Genomic DNA, 18,793 nt, shown 5'->3' with positions numbered 1-18,793 from the left:
TCCCCGCAGCGTATGGCCGCAGGACGACATGAAGAGGTGGCGGGGGTGAAGGGCACCCGCGATTCAGCGGGTGCCTCAGTCAGCCTATTTGTCCACGCTGACGCCGTAGAAGGAATTCAGCGCGAACGGGCTGATCTTGAAGTCCTTCACCTTGGCGCTCATGGGCTGGTAGACAGTGGAGTGGGCGATCGGGGTGATCGGTACCTGCTCCTTGAGGATATGCTGCGCCTTCTGGTACAGCTCGGTGCGCTTGGCCTGGTCGGACGTGGCCTTGGCCTGCTTGATCAGGTCGTCGTAGGGCTTGTAGCACCACTTGGAGAAGTTGTTGCCATCGACGGCATCGCAACCGTAGAGGGTACCCAGCCAGTTGTCCGGGTCACCATTGTCACCGCTCCAGCCAATCAGCATGGCACCCTGTTCGCCACCTTTGGAGCGCTTGATGTACTCGCCCCATTCATAACTGACGATCTTCGCCTTGATACCGATCTTGGCCCAGTCGGACTGGAGCATTTCAGCCATCAGTTTGGCATTGGGGTTGTACGGGCGTTGCACGGGCATGGCCCACAGGGTGATTTCGGTGCCTTCCTTGATGCCGGCTTCCTTGAGCAGTTGCTTGGCTTTCTCGGGGTCAAAGGCGGCGTCCTTGATGCTGTCGTCATAGGACCACTGCGTGGGCGGCATGGCGTTGACCGCCAGCTGGCCGGCGCCCTGGTACACCGACTCGATGATCTTTTTCTTGTCCACGGCCATGTCCAGCGCCTGTCGGACTTTCAGCTGGGCCATGGGGTTGGCCTCGTTGCTGCCCTTGATCTTGTCCATCACGTTGTACGCGATATAACCGAGGTTGAAACCGGCCTGCTGCGGCATTTGCAGGTTCTTGTCGGCTTTTAGCGGCTCGATGTCGGCAGGGCGTGGGAACAGGGTGACCTGGCACTCGTTCTTCTTGAGCTTCTGCATGCGCACCGAGGCGTCGGTGGTGATGGCAAAGATCAGGTTGTCGATCTTCACGTCCTCGGGCTGCCAGTAGTCCTTGTTGCCCTTGAAGCGGATCTGCGCGTCCTTCTGGTATTTGCTGAACACGAACGGGCCGGTGCCGATCGGCTTCTGGTTGATGTCGGCGGCCTTGCCGTTCTTTAGGAGCTGGTCGGCGTATTCGGCGGACTGGATCGAGGCAAAGCTCATGGCCAGGTTCTGGATGAACGCGGCGTCAACCTCGTTGAGGGTGAACTTCACCGTGTGCTCGTCAAGCTTCTCCACCTTGGCAATGTTCTTGTCCATGCCCATGTCGGTGAAGTATGGAAACTCGGTGGGGTACGCCTTGCGGAACGGGTTGTCCTTGTCGAGCATGCGGTTGAAGGTGAACAGCACGTCGTCGGCGTTGAACGGGCGACTGGGCTTGAAGTAGTCGGTGGTGTGGAACTTGACCCCTTCGCGCAGGTGGAAGGTGTAGGTCTTGCCGTCGTCGGACACTTCCCATTTGGTCGCCAGGCCCGGGATGACCGCAGTGCCGCCGCGCTCGAACTGGGTCAGGCGGTTGAACACGGTCTCTGCCGAGGCATCGAAGTCGGTCCCGGTGGTGTACTGCCCCGGATCGAAGCCGGCCGGGCTGCCTTCGGAGCAGAACACCAGGTTGGATGCGGCAACGGCCGACGGTGCGCCGCTGAGCAAGCCTGCACCCAGCAGGAACGGAATGACTGCGTGTTTGAGCATGGTGGCCTCATTGTTGTCATTTTTTGGATGAGGTGGCCTCGTGAGCCGACCTGCGGATACTTATGCAGGGGGCGTTCCCATTGCAACAGGTACAAGGATAGTTGACGCCGGGAAAGTGGCACGAACGTACATGGATGTCGCATCGGTATAACTTTTGGCGAAGTTAAACGTTTGCGTAGGCAAAATGATGGCGTTTTGCGCGATGTTTCTAGGCAGGGGAATGCGTAGGACGCACCCTGTTGGTGCGTAAGAAATGTCTGAAAATCGTGACAATGACGCAGTCACCCGTAGGAGCGGGTTTACCCGCGAACACGGGCGAAGCCCGTGCCTCCACCACCGTGTCTGCTCGCGGGCTCCCACAAATGATGCGTGGACGCCTTATGGCATCTGCACTTCGATCAGGCCATCGGCATTCATGCTCACTTCACTGGTGCCTGCCTCGATATCTGGCGCCGGTGCCGCTTCATCAGCCCCCATGGCCTTCATCGCCATCGGCGCGCTACGCAAGTACGGGCGCGGGTAGCCGCTGCTGTTGAGATTCAGGCTCACCACTTTGTAGCCTTTGCCACCCAGCGCTTCGGTCGCCAGTTGCGCGCGTGCCTTGAAGGCATCGACCGCATCCTTGAGCAGAGCATCCTCGCTGGCCTTGCGCGTGGCCGGGGCGATGGAGAAGTCCATGCCAGCCATTTTCAGCTCTTGCAACAAATCGGCGGTAAGCTGGGACAAGGCCGGGAAGTTGGCGCTTTCAAGGCGCAGTTCGGCGCGCTCGCGCCAGCCGGTAATTTTCTGGCCCTTGCTGTCATACACCGGGTAGCTGTTGCGGCTGCCTTGGCTGATCTTCACGTCCTTGACCTGGCGCGACTGCTGCACGGCCTTGTTCATGGTTTCGGTAATCTGCTTGGCGAGCTTGCCCGGGTCGCTGTTCTGCGCTTCGCTGTACAGGGTCACGACCATCAGGTCGCGCGCCACTTCCTTGCTGACTTCGGCACGCAGCGATACCTGGTTGAAACGCGGTTCATCGGCAGCCAGTGCCGGCAGGCTGGCGAGCAGGCCGCAAGACATGATCAGGGCGGCGCCGCGACGTGGGATTTGCATGTGGTACTCCTTGGCATTTGAAGGCGTGGGGGCTGGTCATCCATTCCACGCATGGCCCATAGGACCGGCAACAGTGTAGTGGGTTCAAAAGTGCCATCATGAACCTGTGACAAAGTGTGGCGCTTTGCCGCATCGCTGCAGCGAGGCGCCCGGCTTCGGTATACTCCAGCCGATTTTTCTGGAGCACTCATCAGGAGAGCTCATGCTCGCCGCCGTACAACCGTTGTCCGCTACCCGCCAGAACCTCTGGCGCCTGACCGTCATTCGGGTCCTGGTCCTGGCTGCCCAGGCCGGCTCGGTGGGCGTTGCCTACTGGACCGAACTGCTGCCATTGCCCTGGCTGTCGCTGGCCGGCACCTTGGCTTTGTCTTCGTTGCTGTGTGCCTTCACGGCCCTGCGCCTGCGGCTGTCGCTGCCCGTCACCGAAATGGAGTACGCCCTGCAGCTGGCCTGTGACCTGCTGATCCACAGTGCCTTGCTGTATTACTCCGGCGGCTCGACCAACCCGTTCGTGTCGTATTACCTGGTGCCGCTGGCGATCGCTGCGGTGACCTTGCCGTGGCTGTATTCGCTGATCCTGTCGGGCATTGCGCTGACGGCCTACAGTTTGCTGCTGGTGCAGTTCTACCCGCTCGAAGGGCTGCCGATGGCGCGGGACAAGATGCAGGTCTACGGCATGTGGCTGAGCATTGCCCTGGCGGCGGCTGTGATCACCTTCTTTGCCGCGCGCATGGCCGAAGAGCTGCGCCGCCAGGAGCAGCTGCGTTCAGAGCGGCGTGAAGAAAGCCTGCGCGACGAGCAACTGCTGGCTGTGGCTACCCAGGCTGCCGGTGCCGCCCATGAACTGGGTACGCCGCTGGCGACCATGAGCGTGCTGATCAACGAAATGCGCCAGGACCACACCGACCCGATGTTGCAGGAGGACCTGCAGATCCTCCAGGACCAGGTAAAGCTGTGCAAAGAGACCTTGCAACAGCTGGTGCGCGCAGCGGAAGCCAACCGGCGCCTGGCCATCGTGGAGCAGGATGTGACTGCCTGGCTGGACGAGGCGCTCAACCGCTGGCACCTGATGCGCCCGGAAGCCAGCTACCGCTTCCAGCGCCTGCGCGACGGCAAGGTGCCGCGTCTGGCGCCGCCGCCAGACCTGACCCAGGCGTTACTGAATCTGCTGAACAATGCCGCCGATGCCTGCCCTGATGATCTGGAAGTTCGCCTGGACTGGGACGCCCAGGACATCGTCATCAGTATCCACGACCATGGTCCTGGTGTACCGCCAGCCATTGCCGAAGCCATCGGCAAACCTTTTATTACCACCAAGGGCAAAGGCTTCGGCCTGGGCCTGTTCTTGAGCAAGGCCAGCGTGACCCGTGCGGGCGGCTCGGTGAAACTCTATAGTCATGAACAGGGTGGCACCCTGACCGAACTGCGCCTGCCCTATGGCAAGCGAGGAGATGAATGATGAGCGAAGAAAACCAGGTCGAAAGCGAAGAGCTGCCGCACCTGCTGCTGGTGGATGACGATGCCACCTTCACCCGGGTCATGGCCCGGGCCATGAGCCGTCGCGGTTTCCGTGTGAGCACTGCCAGTTCTGCCGAAGAAGGCTTGATTCTGGCCCAGCAGGACCTGCCGGACTACGCCACGCTGGACCTGAAGATGGATGGCGACTCCGGCCTGGTGCTGCTGCCCAAGCTGCTGGAACTGGACCCGGAAATGCGCGTGGTGATCCTGACCGGGTACTCGAGCATTGCCACCGCAGTGGAGGCGGTCAAGCGCGGTGCCTGCAACTACCTGTGCAAGCCGGCTGACGCCGATGATGTGTTGGCAGCACTTCTGTCGGAGCACACCGACCTGGATACCCTGGTGCCGGAAAACCCGATGTCGGTCGATCGCCTGCAGTGGGAACACATCCAGCGCGTGCTGAACGAGCATGAAGGCAATATCTCGGCCACCGCGCGGGCGCTGGGCATGCACCGACGGACGTTGCAGCGCAAGCTGCAGAAGCGGCCGGTTCGGCGCTGATTCCTTATCGATGATGTTGGCCTGTTCGCGGGGGAATCCGCTCCTGCAACTGTGAGCGCGGGCTTGCCCGCGAAGGGCTGCACAGCAGCCCCAATCAAGGCGAGCTCGATGAAGGTACTGTTGGTCATCCTTGCGCTGGTTGCAGGTAGCGCCAAAGCTGAAGACTGGCCTGACCCGCAGTGGCAGAACGACCCTGCCACCCTCGACTGGCAGGCCGTCGACGCCTACGCCTTTCCTGCACGCTCCCCCTCGGAGCGCAACGGCATCCGCACGGACGCTCTGCTGATCATCCGCGACGGGCGTATCCTCCACGAGCGCTACACCGCGCCCACCCGCGCCGCCACCGCGCACCTGACCTGGTCGGTAAGCAAGAGCATACTGGCCACGGTAATGGGCGTAGCCCAGGGCGAAGGCCGCTTCCAGCTGCAAGACCCGGTCAGCCGCTTCTATCCCCCCATGCGCGCCCACCCAGGCGTGCGCGTGGCCGACCTGCTGTACTGGGCCAGTGGCCTCGAGTGGCAGGAAGACTACGAATACGCGCCGCTGAAGTCCTCGGTAGTGGCCATGCTGTATACCCGTGGCCGCGCAGACATGGCCGCCTACGCGGCGGCCCGGGGTGCCGCCGCCAGCCCCGGTCAGCGGTTCCTCTACTCCAGCGGCGACAGCAACCTGCTGGCCGCCGCGCTGCGTGGCATGCTCGATGCCGGGCAGTACCCCGACTACCCCTGGCACGCACTGTTCACCCCGTTGGGTATCGGCAGTGCGGTGTGGGAGCGTGACCGAGCAGGCACCTACGTAGGCTCTTCCTATCTCTACCTCAGTGCCCGCGATTTGGCCCGTATTGGCCTGCTGATGCAGCGCGACGGGCGCTGGCAGGGCCGACAATTGCTGCCCAAAGCCTGGGTAGCCTTCAACCGCACCCCGTTTGCCCAGGCCCAGGCGCTGCCTGGCGAGGCCATCCCGGGCGGCCACTGGTGGCTCAACCAGCCGCTGGCTGGCGCCGAACGGCCTTGGCCCAGTGCACCCGCAGACACCTTCGCCGCCCTTGGCCACTGGGGGCAGGCGTTATATGTGCTACCTGAGCAAAGGCTGGTGATCGTGCGCTACGCCGATGACCGCGACAGCAGCTATCGACACGACGAATTGCTCAAGCGGGTGCTGGCGGTACTGGCCGGGGAGGGGGCATGAAGCGGTTATTGCTGCTGGCGCTGGCAGGGCTCCTGTACTGGGCCTGGCAGGAACGCCAGGCGCTGGCGGACTTCCCCGGCATACTCTCGGCCTACTCGGCCAAGGAATATTGTTCCTGCCGCTTTGTCATGGGCTTCGACAAGGTGTACTGCCAAGGGTACGTGAAGCAGTGGCTGCCACTGAGCCTGCTGGAGGAAAACAGCCAGCAGCAGCGAGTCACCGCTGAAGGCCTGGGGCGGCGCAGCCAGGCGGCCTGGCAAAGCGCGCGTGAGGGCTGCCGCTTGCTGCCATGAATGCAGGCGGGTAAGGTTGGCGGCCTGGTTTCACGAGATCTGTCATGTTCAAGTTGCCCCGTCTGCTGCCTGCCTTATTACTGGCTTTGTGCCTGCCCGCTCATGCCAATTGGCACCTGGATGGCGAATCTTCACGGCTGTCGTTCATCACCGGCAAGAACGGCGACACCGCCGAAGTGCATCGCTTTCTGGTGTTGCATGGCACGGTCGATCGCAAGGGTATGGCCGGGTTGAGGATCGAGATGGACTCGGTGAGCAGCGGTATTCCGCTGCGTGACGAGCAAATGCGCGACAACCTGTTCGAGGTCGAGCGCTTCGCCGAGGCCACAGTGAAGGCGCAGATCGACCTGCAGCCGATCAATGACCTGGCCGACGGTGCACAGATCGAATTGCGCCTGCCGCTGACGGTCACCCTGCATGGCCAGTCGCACAGCTACAATGTCCTGTTGCTGGCCACCCGCCTGGATGCGCGGCGCTTTCAGGTGGTGACCCTTGAGCCTCTGGTGCTGCGCGCCGAAGATTTTGGCTTGGTGCCGGGGCTGGAAAGCCTGCGCAAGTTCGCCAGGTTGAAGTCCATCAACCCGTCGGTACCGGTTAGCGCGGTGCTGATCTTCACTGCGCGCTGACATGGCGGGGCCGGTCTTCCCCTGGCGGGATGGCAATCAGTTCGAACTGCTTATCGACGGCCCTGCGTTCTTTCCGCGCATGCTCCTGGCGATCATGCGTGCCGAGTTCCAGGTTGACCTGGAGCTGTACCTGGTCGAGGCCGGTGCCTGTGCCGAGGCGGTGGTCGACGCGCTGGAGCAGGCTGCCCGGCGTGGCGTGCGAGTGCGGTGCCTGTTCGATGACTACGGTTCATTGGCCTTCAACAGCGCGTTGCGTCAGCGCCTGCTGGACGCTGGCGTGTACTTGCGCTGGTATAACCGCCTGCGCTGGAAGCGTGGCCTGCGTAACCTCTACCGTGATCATCGCAAATTGCTACTGGTTGACGAACGTTGGGCAGTGGTGGGGGGGACGGGCGTTACCGACGAGTTCTGGACGCCGGGTGAGGCGACCAGCGAATGGCACGAAGTGATGGTGCAGATGCAGGGGCCGGTGGTGAGCGACTGGCAGTTGCTGTTCGACCGTCAGTGGCAAGCCAACAACCGCCGCACCGCCTGGCGCCCTGCTGAAGGCTTTGGCCTGCCGCGTCTGCCCAAGGTGCCTGCGCAGGGGCAGGGCATGGGCCGGGTCGCTTATGCCGACGCCCGCCAGCACCAGGACATCCTGCACGCGCTGGTACGGGCGCTGAACAGCGGCCAGAAACGGGTGTGGCTGGCCACGCCGTACTTCTTGCCGACCTGGAGCGTGCGCCGGTCGTTGCGCCGGGCTGCCAGCAAGGGCCTGGACGTGCGTCTGTTGTTGACCGGCCCGCGTACCGATCACCCCTCGGTACGCTACGCCGGGCATCGTTACTACCCGCGTCTGTTGCGCGCGGGCGTACGGATTTTCGAGTACCAGCCGTGCTTCCTGCACCTGAAGATGGCTGTGGTAGACGACTGGGTCAGCGTCGGTTCGTGCAACTTCGACCACTGGAACTTGCGCTTCAACCTTGAAGCCAACATCGAAGCGCTCGACCCGCCGTTGACAGCGGCGGTGGTGGCCAGCTTCGAGCGCGACTTCGCCCAGAGCGAAGAAGTCGACCTCGCCCACTGGCATGCGCGCCCTTTGTGGCGCAGGGTGAAGCAACGGATCTGGGGCTGGCTCGATCGGCTGGTGGTCAACTTCCTCGACCGCCGTGACTGACAGCGGCTATCGTGCAGTGACTATTCACAGTTAACCGAAGGAGTGGGCGAGATGACGGCGAAGAAAATTCTCATGCTGGTGGGCGACTACGTCGAAGATTACGAAGCGATGGTGCCGTTCCAGGCCTTGAGCATGGTGGGCCACACGGTGCATGCGGTGTGCCCGGAAAAGCTGGCGGGGCAGACCGTGCGTACCGCGATTCATGACTTCGAGGGTGAGCAGACCTACAGCGAAAAGCCTGGGCACAATTTTGCCCTGAATTATGATTTCGTGCGGGTGCGGCCCGAGAGTTATGACGCGCTGCTGATCCCGGGTGGCCGGGCGCCGGAGTACCTGCGCCTGAATGAAAAGGTGTTGGACCTGGTGCGGGCGTTCGACCAGGCCGGCAAGCCGATTGCGGCGGTGTGCCATGGTGCCCAGCTGCTGGCGGCGGCAGGGGTGCTGGAGGGGCGTGAGTGCAGCGCATACCCGGCATGTGCGCCAGAAGTGCGCCTGGCGGGTGGCACGTTCATCGACATCGCGGTGGACCAGGCGCATGTGGATGGCAACCTGGTGACCGCACCGGCATGGCCCGCGCACCCGGCCTGGCTGGCGGCGTTCCTGCAAGTGCTGGGCACGCGTATTGTCTGACAGGCTTGATTGGGTTGGCAGTGGGTTGCTTCAGGCAACCTGCTCCACCCAGTCATTGAGGTTGTAGTAGTTGGTCACCCGGGCAATCTTGCCACAGTGAATATAGAAGAACGCCCCCGCCGGCAGCACATAGGTCTGGCCGTTTGCTGTCGGCAACCCTTCGTCATCGGCCAGGTATTGGCCATGCACGGTGAACTCCGCCGCCGCGCGGCTGCCATCGGCGTTCTGCATCACCACGATGTCGGCCAGGCGCTCGCGGTAGCAGCGGTTCATCTTTTCCATGAACGCGGCGAACCTGGCCTTGCCCATCTGGCGCTCGCCCTGGTTGATGTCGTGGATCACGTCTTCGCTGAGCAGCGCCAGAAACGCCTGCATGTCACCCGCGTTGAAGGCGGCGTAGTAAGCATTTACCAGTTCGGTTGCGGTCATGGAACATTTCCTGTCGTGTAGGGAAAAGGCGGGTCGTTAACTCGGATGATAGGGTTTCCCCTCAAGCCCGGCTTAGCCGAGCGCGTCATCCACATCGACAAAACGACCGCCAAACATGGAAATACGCCTGTTGCACGGTGCCGCTATCGCGCCTTACATCGATGACCTCGCTCGCCTGCGCCTTACTGTGTTCCGCGAGTTCCCCTACCTTTACGACGGCACCCCGGAGTACGAGGCCGACTACCTGGCCAACTATGCCCGCTCCGGGCGCAGCCTGGTTGTGCTGGCGCTGGACGACGGCAAGGTGGTCGGCGCCTCTACCGGCCTGCCGCTGGTGGATGTCGCGCCCGAATTCCAGCAGCCATTCCTGGCCCAGGGGCGCGACCCGGCCAGTGTGTACTACTTCGGTGAGTCGCTGGTGTTGCCGGCATACCGCGGACAGGGCCTGGGGGTTCGCTTCTTCATCGAGCGCGAGTCCTACGCACACAAACTGGCCGAGTTCGATTACTGCGCGTTCTGCGCGGTCGAGCGACCCGGTGCGCACCCGCGCCGGCCAGCCGAGTACAAACCCCTGCACGGCTTCTGGCGCAACCGCGGCTTCCTGCACGACCCGTCGCTGCGTACCACCTACGCCTGGCGCGATCTGGACGAGCAGGAAAGCTCCGACAAGCTGATGTCGTTCTGGCTCAAGGCACTGCCGATATGATCCGCCTGGCAGCCTGCCAGTACGCCATCGAGCTGCACGAAACCTGGGACGCCTACGCCGACCACCTGCAAGGCCTGTGCGCCGAAGCGGTGGAGGCGGGGGCACGCTTGCTGCTGTTGCCGGAGTACGCCGGGCTGGTGCTGAGCGGCCAGCTGAATGCCGGGCAGCGGGAAGACCTGAAGGCTTCGATTGCCGGCATCCAGCCGCTGATCGAACCCTGGAAAGCGTTGTGCGAGAGCCTTGCCCGACGCTGGGGGATCTACCTGCAACCGGGCAGTGTGCCGGTGCTGGACAACGATGGGCGCTACCGCAACCGTGCCTGGCTGTTCGGCCCCCAAGGTGTGCTGGGTTATCAGGACAAACTGATGATGACCCGCTTCGAGCGCGAGCAGTGGGACATCGCTGCAGGCCAGGGGCTGCAGGTGTTCGAAACCGAACTGGGGCGCTTGGGCATCCTGATCTGCTACGACAACGAGTTCCCGATGCTGGCCCGCCGCCTGGCCGAGTGTGGTGCCGACCTGATCCTGGCGCCAAGTTGTACCGATACCGAAGCCGGTTACCACCGGGTGCGTATTGGCGCCCAGGCGCGCGCCCTGGAGAACCAGATTGCCGTGTTGCAGAGCCCTACGGTGGGCGTGGCGCCCTGGTCGCCGGCATTGGACGAGAATATCGGCCGGGCAGGCTTGTTCGTGCCGCCGGATCACGGGATGCCGGGGGACGGTGTGGTAGCGTTGAGCGAGCAGCTGAACCCGGACTGCAGCCAGTGGCTGGTGTGTGAGGTAGATTTGGAGGAAGTGCGGCGGGTGAGGCGGGAAGGGCAGGTGTTTACCTGGCGGGACTGGCCGGAGCAGTTCGAGAGAGTCCTGTGATGACTGTGGCGGCCTCATCGCGGGCAAGCCCGCTCCCACAGTCAAATGCGTAGCCTTCTGGCTTGCGCTGTACGTGTGGGAGCGGGCTTGCCCGCGAAGCAGCCGCCGCAGTTACATCAGGTTACTTCACTTCGACGGCCAGGCTTTCGGCAATCTTGCTCTGCCACAGGGCAGGGCCAGTGATGTGTACCGACTCACCGTTGCTGTCCACGGCGACGGTCACCGGCATGTCCTTGACCTCGAACTCGTAGATCGCTTCCATGCCCAGCTCGGCGAAGGCCAGTACCTTCGACTTGCGGATGGCCTGGGCGACCAGGTAGGCAGCGCCGCCAACGGCCATCAGGTACACGGCCTTGTTGTCCTTGATCGCCTCGATGGCGGTCGGGCCACGCTCGGACTTGCCGATCATGCCCAGCAGGCCAGTCTGCTCAAGGATCTGGCGGGTGAACTTGTCCATACGGGTAGCAGTGGTCGGGCCGGCTGGGCCTACCACTTCGTCACCCACCGGGTCGACCGGGCCGACGTAGTAGATGAAGCGGCCTTTCAGGTCTACCGGCAACTCTTCACCACGGTTGAGCATTTCAACCATGCGCTTGTGCGCGGCATCGCGGCCGGTCAGCATCTTGCCGTTGAGCAGGATGGTTTCGCCCGGCTTCCAGCTGGCAACTTCTTCCGGGGTGATGTCGTCGAGGTTGACGCGACGGGCGCTCGGGCCGGCTTCCCAGACGATTTCCGGGTAAGCGTCCAGCGACGGCGCTTCCAGTTCTGCCGGGCCGGTGCCATCGAGCACGAAGTGGGCGTGGCGGGTAGCAGCGCAGTTGGGGATCATGCACACCGGCAAGGACGCGGCGTGGGTCGGGTAGTCCATGATCTTGACGTCGAGCACGGTGGTCAGGCCACCCAGGCCCTGGGCGCCGATGCCCAGCTGGTTGACCTTGTCGAACAGCTCCAGGCGGATTTCTTCCAGGCGGTTCTGTGGGCCACGGGCTTTCAGTTCGTGAATGTCGATGGACTCCATCAACACTTCCTTGGCCATGACCGCGGCCTTCTCGGCGGTACCGCCGATGCCGATGCCGAGCATGCCAGGCGGGCACCAGCCAGCACCCATGGTCGGCACGGTCTTCAGTACCCAGTCGACGATCGAGTCGGACGGGTTGAGCATGGCCATCTTCGACTTGTTTTCCGAGCCGCCACCCTTGGCTGCGACATCGACTTCCACCTTGTCGCCGGGGACGATGGAGTAGTGGATCACTGCCGGGGTGTTGTCCTTGGTGTTCTTGCGGGCACCGGCCGGGTCGGCCAGGATCGAAGCGCGCAGGACGTTTTCAGGCAGGTTGTAGGCGCGACGCACACCTTCGTTGATCATGTCGTCGACGCTCATGGTGGCGCCGTCCCAGCGCACGTCCATGCCCACGCGGATGAACACGGTGACGATACCGGTGTCCTGGCAGATTGGACGATGGCCGGTGGCGCACATGCGCGAGTTGATCAGGATCTGGGCGATGGAATCGCGTGCAGCAGGCGATTCCTCACGCAGATAGGCCTCGTGCATGGCCTGGATGAAATCGACGGGGTGGTAGTACGAGATGAATTGCAGGGCGTCGGCGACGCTCTGAATCAGGTCGTCTTGCTTGATCACGGTCATGCAGCGCGCTCCTCTTAAAGACGGGAACATTCAAAAAGACGCTCGACATAGCCGACCAGCACGTCGAAGCGCCTTGCAAGGCGCCGGCAGGTCAGGCCGACGGAAAAAGGCGCGGCAGTATAGCGCGCATCCGTGCCCGGCACACCTGCGGCCGGTCTGGACCATGGTCGGTAACGGGCAGGCATGGTTTTTCTGCCAAGCGTGACGTCGCAGGCGACAGGTATCCAAGAGGCTGAGTGGTGATAGGGGGTGAGCCGACTGAAGAATATGGAGGGTACAGGCCGAGCTCGTGCACGGGTTAAGGTGAACTCGGCCTTTGATCACTACAACGTAGCAGAGGTGATGGGGTCAACTGTCCGTGTTGCAACGGAGTAAAAAGCCCACGCGGGCACGACCGGACTCGAAATCGGTTCCGCAGATGATGGTTTTGCCAGTCACCTCGGCGCTGGATCTCACGGCAATATCCATGCTGTCACCCAATGCAATGCGTCCCCAGCCGCGGTTTTCACCAAATGCTGTGTCAGGAGTTCCGTCAAGGTTGAAGCGCCCGACGACGACATCAGCTTCTTCACCGCCTAACGTGGAACCGGAGGTGATAATTTTCTCCAGGGAACGGTTGACGTATCCGCTTGTCCACTGCCCGCCCTCGCCACCAAATTCGGTGGTGCCGCCGAAGCCGGGGATTTTCGAGCCGCTGCGCGTAAAGGCCGTCAGGTAGCCTTTTTGCAGGCCCACGGAGGCGATGCAAACGATGCTGCCTTCATCATTCAGCGTATCCAGATCATGGAAATACAAGCCGCTCGCGAGCTCCGATAGTAAATATCCATTCGCACCAAACTCTCCATCTTCCAAACCGGTGTCTTTCAAGCAGACTATGTAGGGGCCACTGTCGTCCTTGATTGTAGTGATGCCGCAGACATAGATTTTTCTGCCTGTGATCAAGCAGACTTTTCCGGAGCTTTCGGAAGATTGAGGAGGGGTCAGGAATTTATATCCAACCTTATTGAAGCTGGTGTCGTAATCTCCGTCGAAGTTAAACTTCATCAGCACGCTGTGTGACCAGGGGTACTGGTAGGTAACAAAAACTCCGTCTGTGCTGGATATGCTGGTGAGGGGCGGTGCCGCTGCCGGATTCGTTGTCGGATTTGTTGAGGACTTCGGAGGTGCCGGGGGCAGTTCGATGACCTTGTGTCCATGGCTGCCGAATCGGGTGTCCAACTGCCCGTTCGCAGTGAAACGAGCCAGCGCCGGCAACTCCAAGTTGGTCGATGGGTCGCGGCAGGTGCCCGTGATGATGATGTGCTCGCCGTGCAGATGAATGCCTGCGGATGAAGAGTTGAAGCCCTCTTTGAAGGTTCCGGTAGCCAAGCCGCCTTTGCCAAACGTAGTATCCAATTTCCCGTTGTGGTCTATGCGCATGAGCGCATAACCCAACGCATCGCCAATACGGGTCTGACCTACGCACAGGCGCCATTTATCATCTTTGGCTGAGACTGTTGAGGCGTTTATTGACACCAAGTTCAGGTCTGGATAAGCAATGCCTTGTTCGCCATAGTCAGGGTCTAATAGTTCTGATTTTATAGGTGTGAATTTCATGATGGGTACCTCCACGCTTGAGGAGATCCCAGCGTGATGTGTTAACCATCAAGGTTAAACTGTCAAATTTGTCAGTTGACACTCAATTCGTTGATTGTAAAAAATAATTCTGCCGTCGCTGTGGTACATTCGCCATGAAACCCGCCGTCGGGTTCCTTGTTTTGGAGAAACTGTAATCATGCCCATAATCTGTGTGGGCTTGCGCCGTTGGACTGTGCCCATTGGCAGCAACCTGCTCGATGCCCTCAACGAGGCGGGGCTGAATGTGCCTTACAGTTGCCGTGCTGGCAGTTGCCACGCCTGCCTGGTGCGCTGCCTGGAAGGGCAACCGGCAGACGCATTGCCCGAGGCATTGGCGTTGGAGAAGCACGCCCAGGGCTGGCGTCTGGCTTGCCAGTGCCGGGTGGTCGAGGACCTGCGTGTGGCGCTATACGACCCCTTGCTGGGTGGTGTACCGGCACAGGTCTGTGCGTTGGACTGGTTTGGCGATGTATTGCGCCTGCGGTTGCGCCCCGATCGGGTGGTGCGTTACCAGGCGGGGCAGCACGTGGTGCTGTGGCTAGGCGCGGTTGCTCGGCCTTATTCCTTGGCCAGCCTGCCGGGCGAGGATGATTTTCTCGAGTTTCATATCGATTGCCAGCGGCCTGGTGCCTTTTGCGACAAGGCGCGTGGTCTGCAGGTCGGCGATGAGATGCGTTTGGGGGAGTTCAGAGGCGGAGCCCTTCATTACGACCCTGATTGGCAGGAGCGGCCGCTGTGGTTGCTGGCTGCGGGAACCGGGCTGGCGCCGCTCTGGGGTATCTTGCGCGAAGCGTTGCGCCGGGGGCATCGGGGCGAAATCCGGGTGGTGCATGTGGCGCGGGATCCGGCTGGGCACTATCTGGCGGAGAAGCTGCTGAAGCTGCCAGGGGTCAGTGTCGAGCTGGTGCTGGTGGAGCATGTGGATGAAGCGTTGGCCGGGATGCGGCTGTTGTCGCGACAGACGGTGGCGCTGCTGTGTGGGGCACCGGGGAGTGTCGAGCGGTTTGCCCGGCGCATGTTCATGACAGGGGTACCGCGGGGACAGGTGTTTGCTGATGTGTTCGTCGAGCATGCCTGAGTAGCATTTGAAGTGCGAAGGGCCGCAAAGCGGCCCCTCTTTCATGCGGCGCTGCGCTCGGCGACGGGCACCTCGGCCAGCCCCCGCCGATAGAGAACCAGGTAATACGACCCCAATCCGATCAACCAGCAGAACACTGCCGTCCACACATTGTGCGACAGGAAGTGCGCCCCCTGCATCATCCTGCCCACCGACAGTATCGACCCTGCTGTCAAGGCCACTACAAACGCCACCCGTGCCAGACGCGGCTTGCGATCCCGCAGCATGAAGAACAAGGCGAACAGGCAGAAACCGGTCGCTGCATGCCCGCCCGGCCAGCACAGGCCAGGCTTGTCGGTAGGCGGCCGTGGTTCCAGCAGCTTGCTGTAGGTTTCGGTGCCGCCAAACTGGGTCAGGCTCCAGGGGCACTGCACCTGGGTGACTTTTTTCAGCGGCGTGACAAACGCCGTGGACAAGCCCAGTGCCAGCGCCAGGCAGCCCAGTTCACGGCGCCAGCCAAACAGGCGCTTCCAGAAAAAGCTCGCGGCAAAGGTCAGCAGCGATATCACCCCCAACAGGATCACCACTTGCTTGACCCGATCATGCAGGATGTTTTCCAACAGGTAACTGTGGCGGCCAATGAACTGCCCGGCAGCGGGGTCGAAGAACAGGTTGGCGACATCCATGTCGACTGAAGTCAGCTCCAGCAGGATCAAGGCCACCGCAGTCGCCAGGGGAATTCCCAGGTACAGCCAGTAGTTGATAGGGCGAGGGCGGGTGCGTTGCTGCATGACGGCTCCAGGGCGCGAAAAAGATCGGGTATTGTCGGCCGCCCGCTATCCTGTGTCCGTGAAGGATCAGTGAAAAAACCGTCAAGTGCGGTGAATTTTCCCCAGGGCTGGCACCGTGCAGGCATAGGCCTTAAGCTGCGCCTGCCGCGCACCACAGCGAGAAGCGCCGCACAGGAGAAACCGATGCGCATTCTTTTGGTTGAAGACAACCGCGATATCCTGGCCAACCTGGCCGATTACCTGGGCATGAAAGGCTACACCGTCGACTGCGCCCAGGATGGCCTGTCCGGGCTGCATCTGGCCGCCACCGAACACTACGACCTGATCGTACTCGACATCATGCTGCCAGGCATCGATGGCTACACCCTGTGCAAGCGCCTGCGCGAAGATGCCCGCCGTGACACGCCGGTGATCATGCTCACTGCCCGTGACCAGCTGGACGACCGCCTGCAGGGCTTCCGCTCGGGGGCTGACGACTACCTGCTCAAGCCATTTGCCCTGTCGGAGCTGGCGGCGCGCATCGAAGCGGTGCTGCGCCGTGCCCAGGGCGGTGGGCGCCGCACCCTGCAGGTGGCTGACCTGAGCTACGACCTCGATACCCTCGAGGTAACCCGCCAGGGTCGTCTGCTGAAGCTCAACCCGGTCGGCCTCAAGCTGCTGGCGGTACTGATGCAGAAAAGCCCGCACGTACTGCGCCGCGAGGTGCTGGAAGAAGCCTTGTGGGGCGACGACTGCCCTGATAGCGACAGCCTGCGCAGCCATGTGCATCAACTGCGCCAGGTGATCGACAAACCGTTTGAAAAACCGTTGCTGCATACCGTCCATGGCGTCGGCTATCGCCTCGCCGAGGGCCGCGATGGAGTTTAAGCAAAGCCTTGCCCAGCGCATCATCATCGCCTTTGCCCTGATGAGCGCGCTGGTGGCCGGGGCCTTCGCATTCGGTATCGTCGGCACGGTGCACCTGGTCGAAGAGCGACTGATTTCCTCGGTACTGGGCGGTGACCTGCAGCGCCTGCTGCGTATGGACAGCGTCAGTGACTGGAGTCATCGGCCTCGCCCAGACCAGCTGTTCTATTTCAGCGGCGGGCGTGACGACTTCGAGCTGCCCAAGGACCTGCGTCACCTCGACCGCGGTTTCCACGAGGTGTTCCGAGACCAGCTGTCCTACCACGCCATGGTCGAGATCGTCGATGGTCGCCGTTATGTACTGCTGCAGGACCAGAGCGACTTCGAGGAGCGCGAGCGCGTGCTGTTTGCCGTGGTTGTGGTGGGCTTCGTGCTCAGCCTGGTGCTGGCGGTCATCCTTGGCTGGCTGGTTGCACGTCGGGTAATGGCACCGGTCATCCGCCTGGCGCGTCAGGTGCGCCACCGCGATCAACTACTGGGCCTGGCCCCGCCGCTGGCTCCGGATTATGCGGCAGACGAAGTCGGCCAGCTTGCAGTGGCTTTCGACGATACCCTGGGCCGCCTGCGTGATGCGCTGACCCGCGAGCGGCTGTTCACCAGCGACGTCAGCCACGAGCTGCGCACGCCGTTGATGGTGTTGGCGACCTCGTGTGAGCTTCTGATGGAAAACCCTGGCCTCGATGCCCGCGCGCGTAGCCAGGTGGAGCGCGTGGCGCGGGCCACCGAAGAGATGCGCGAGCTGGTCAAGACCTTCCTCATGTTGGCCCGCGCGCAGCGTGATGAGGGGGCAGTGGCGTCACGGGCGACCCTGCGCGAAGTGGCCGACGAGCTCATCGGGGTGTGGCGCGACACCATCGAACAGAAAGGCCTCACCCTGTATTTCGATGGCCGCGTGAGCGCTAGCCCTGTGCTGTACAACGCCACCTTCCTGCAGTCGGTGATGGGCAACCTGCTGCGCAATGCGGCGCACTACACCGACAGTGGGTATATCCGCCTGAGTCTGGAAGCCAACGGTTTCAGCGTAGAGGACAGTGGCGTGGGTATCCCCGAAGAGCAGCGTGAGGCCATGTTCAGACCGTTCGTGCGGGGCGATGAACGGCGTGGCGAGGGGCTTGGGCTGGGGCTTTCGCTGGTGCAGCGGATCTGCGACGACCAAGGTTGGCGTGTCACCCTGACATCCACCTTGCCGCATGGCTGCCGCTTCCAGGTGGACCTGAGCAACACCGCGGCCAAAGGCGACCCGGACGCCCTGGTCGAGTAATTTCTTGTATCAGGTCAACTGGCGCCCAACGTTTTTTTCACATTGGCATGACCTGATTCCAACGCTTGCATGACTAGTGTGGGCGCAATGGAGTCAGGAGATGCCCAATGCGTAGCCCCATCAAGCTTGAATTTTCCGAGAAGTACGACAAAGACCATGCGCGCGAGTACTTTCTCAAGCACCAGGACGGCCTGGCGCGACGCCTTTCCCACAAGCGAGATGAGCAGTTGGCGCGCCGCGCCTTGGCATTGGCGGGCGAGCCTGGCCTGGTACTCGACCTGCCATGCGGAGCGGGCCGTTTCTGGCCGCTGTTGGCGGAAAAGCCCAATCGGGTAATCATCGGTGCCGACAACTCCGAGGCCATGATCGAGACAGCCTGTGCGGCGCAACCGCCAGAAGTTGTGGCACGGGTACGGCCTTTGCAGACTTCTGCATTTGCCATCGACCTGCCAGATAACGCGGTGGACAGTATTTTCTGCATGCGCCTGTTCCATCACATTGGCGAGTCGGCGCACAGAAAGACCATTCTTTCGGAATTTCAACGGGTTAGCCGTGATAGTGTGATCCTTTCCCTGTGGGTGGATGGCAACTTCAAGGCCTGGCGGCGGAAAAAGCTGGAGCAACGCCGTAGCGCCAAGGCCGAGCAGGATAATTACCAGAACCGTTTCGTGTTACCTGCCGAAACGGTCGAAGAAGAATTCAGGGCCGCCGGCTTCAGAATCCAGGAACGCCTCGACTTCCTGCCGTTCTATGCCATGTGGCGGGTCTATGTATTGCGTAAGGGGTAGTGTT

Annotated in this window: 19 protein-coding genes; 13 read left to right on the top strand and 6 right to left on the bottom strand. The window is 62.0% G+C overall.

Features of this window, described 5'->3' with window-relative positions; genetic code table 11:
* Positions 1-84: 84 nt before the first annotated feature.
* Positions 85-1,710, bottom strand: coding sequence for an ABC transporter substrate-binding protein (locus V7787_RS13245; RefSeq protein WP_010952093.1), 1,626 nt, complete (start codon positions 1,708-1,710; stop codon positions 85-87).
* A gap of 378 nt (positions 1,711-2,088) precedes the next feature.
* Entirely contained in the window at positions 2,089-2,805 is a 717-nt protein-coding gene (locus V7787_RS13240) for an SIMPL domain-containing protein (RefSeq protein ID WP_003255248.1), read from the bottom strand.
* Between the two features lie 202 nt (positions 2,806-3,007).
* Between V7787_RS13240 and V7787_RS13235 the strand changes: the two genes are divergently transcribed.
* The 7 genes from V7787_RS13235 (at position 3,008) to V7787_RS13205 (ending at position 8,720) form a co-directional block, all read left to right on the top strand.
* Positions 3,008-4,264 (top strand): ATP-binding protein, encoded by a 1,257-nt coding sequence (locus V7787_RS13235; RefSeq protein ID WP_012051278.1) that lies wholly within the window; start codon positions 3,008-3,010, stop codon positions 4,262-4,264.
* Entirely contained in the window at positions 4,264-4,824 is a 561-nt protein-coding gene (locus V7787_RS13230) for a response regulator transcription factor (RefSeq protein ID WP_003255244.1), read from the top strand. The genes V7787_RS13235 and V7787_RS13230 overlap by 1 nt, the downstream gene beginning before the upstream one ends.
* Positions 4,825-4,932: 108 nt before the next feature.
* Positions 4,933-6,012 (top strand): serine hydrolase domain-containing protein, encoded by a 1,080-nt coding sequence (locus tag V7787_RS13225; RefSeq protein ID WP_336088538.1) that lies wholly within the window; start codon positions 4,933-4,935, stop codon positions 6,010-6,012.
* Complete coding sequence (locus V7787_RS13220; RefSeq protein WP_064492388.1) at positions 6,009-6,305, top strand: hypothetical protein; 297 nt, start codon at positions 6,009-6,011, stop codon at positions 6,303-6,305. The genes V7787_RS13225 and V7787_RS13220 overlap by 4 nt, the downstream gene beginning before the upstream one ends.
* Before the next feature lie 44 nt (positions 6,306-6,349).
* Complete coding sequence (locus tag V7787_RS13215; protein WP_129932954.1) at positions 6,350-6,931, top strand: YceI family protein; 582 nt, start codon at positions 6,350-6,352, stop codon at positions 6,929-6,931.
* Position 6,932: 1 nt separating this feature from the next.
* Positions 6,933-8,090, top strand: coding sequence for a phospholipase D-like domain-containing protein (locus V7787_RS13210; RefSeq protein WP_104886652.1), 1,158 nt, complete (start codon positions 6,933-6,935; stop codon positions 8,088-8,090).
* A 51-nt stretch (positions 8,091-8,141) separates the two neighbouring features.
* The gene (locus V7787_RS13205; RefSeq protein WP_003255238.1) at positions 8,142-8,720 is read left to right on the top strand and encodes a DJ-1/PfpI family protein; all 579 of its coding nucleotides are present in this window, start codon (positions 8,142-8,144) and stop codon (positions 8,718-8,720) included.
* Between the two features lie 30 nt (positions 8,721-8,750).
* On the opposite strand, the gene V7787_RS13200 is transcribed toward V7787_RS13205, so the two are convergent.
* Positions 8,751-9,149 (bottom strand): nuclear transport factor 2 family protein, encoded by a 399-nt coding sequence (locus V7787_RS13200; RefSeq protein WP_064492390.1) that lies wholly within the window; start codon positions 9,147-9,149, stop codon positions 8,751-8,753.
* Between the two features lie 115 nt (positions 9,150-9,264).
* Between V7787_RS13200 and V7787_RS13195 the strand changes: the two genes are divergently transcribed.
* Positions 9,265-9,855 carry a GNAT family N-acetyltransferase gene (locus V7787_RS13195; protein WP_003255235.1) on the top strand — a complete coding sequence of 197 codons (591 nt, stop codon included), beginning with the start codon at positions 9,265-9,267 and terminating at the stop codon, positions 9,853-9,855.
* The gene (locus tag V7787_RS13190; RefSeq protein WP_104886651.1) at positions 9,852-10,724 is read left to right on the top strand and encodes a carbon-nitrogen hydrolase family protein; all 873 of its coding nucleotides are present in this window, start codon (positions 9,852-9,854) and stop codon (positions 10,722-10,724) included. The genes V7787_RS13195 and V7787_RS13190 overlap by 4 nt, the downstream gene beginning before the upstream one ends.
* 121 nt (positions 10,725-10,845) lie before the next feature.
* Here V7787_RS13190 and V7787_RS13185 read toward each other — a convergent pair whose 3' ends face one another.
* The gene (locus V7787_RS13185; protein WP_003255232.1) at positions 10,846-12,369 is read right to left on the bottom strand and encodes a fumarate hydratase; all 1,524 of its coding nucleotides are present in this window, start codon (positions 12,367-12,369) and stop codon (positions 10,846-10,848) included.
* A 348-nt stretch (positions 12,370-12,717) separates the two neighbouring features.
* On the bottom strand, positions 12,718-13,965 hold the full coding sequence (locus V7787_RS13180; RefSeq protein WP_336088537.1) for a hypothetical protein: 1,248 nt from the start codon (positions 13,963-13,965) through the stop codon (positions 12,718-12,720).
* 178 nt (positions 13,966-14,143) lie between these two features.
* Between V7787_RS13180 and V7787_RS13175 the strand changes: the two genes are divergently transcribed.
* A complete protein-coding gene (locus V7787_RS13175; RefSeq protein ID WP_336088536.1) occupies positions 14,144-15,064 on the top strand; it encodes an iron-sulfur-binding ferredoxin reductase in 921 nt (306 codons plus the stop codon).
* A 41-nt stretch (positions 15,065-15,105) separates the two neighbouring features.
* Here V7787_RS13175 and V7787_RS13170 read toward each other — a convergent pair whose 3' ends face one another.
* Positions 15,106-15,834 (bottom strand): phosphatase PAP2 family protein, encoded by a 729-nt coding sequence (locus tag V7787_RS13170; protein WP_064492393.1) that lies wholly within the window; start codon positions 15,832-15,834, stop codon positions 15,106-15,108.
* Positions 15,835-16,017: 183 nt separating this feature from the next.
* Between V7787_RS13170 and colR the strand changes: the two genes are divergently transcribed.
* The 3 genes from colR (at position 16,018) to V7787_RS13155 (ending at position 18,789) form a co-directional block, all read left to right on the top strand.
* On the top strand, positions 16,018-16,701 hold the full coding sequence (colR, locus tag V7787_RS13165; protein WP_003255215.1) for a two-component system response regulator ColR: 684 nt from the start codon (positions 16,018-16,020) through the stop codon (positions 16,699-16,701).
* The gene (locus V7787_RS13160) at positions 16,691-18,001 is read left to right on the top strand and encodes a sensor histidine kinase (RefSeq protein ID WP_064492394.1); all 1,311 of its coding nucleotides are present in this window, start codon (positions 16,691-16,693) and stop codon (positions 17,999-18,001) included. Before colR ends, V7787_RS13160 begins: the two co-directional genes overlap by 11 nt.
* 107 nt (positions 18,002-18,108) lie before the next feature.
* On the top strand, positions 18,109-18,789 hold the full coding sequence (locus tag V7787_RS13155) for a class I SAM-dependent methyltransferase (protein WP_010952107.1): 681 nt from the start codon (positions 18,109-18,111) through the stop codon (positions 18,787-18,789).
* Positions 18,790-18,793: the final 4 nt, after the last annotated feature.

Source organism: Pseudomonas sp. CGJS7, from assembly GCF_036961695.1.
The sequence above is the reverse complement of the archived record's forward strand: the minus strand, read 5'-3'. Positions and strand labels throughout refer to the sequence as shown.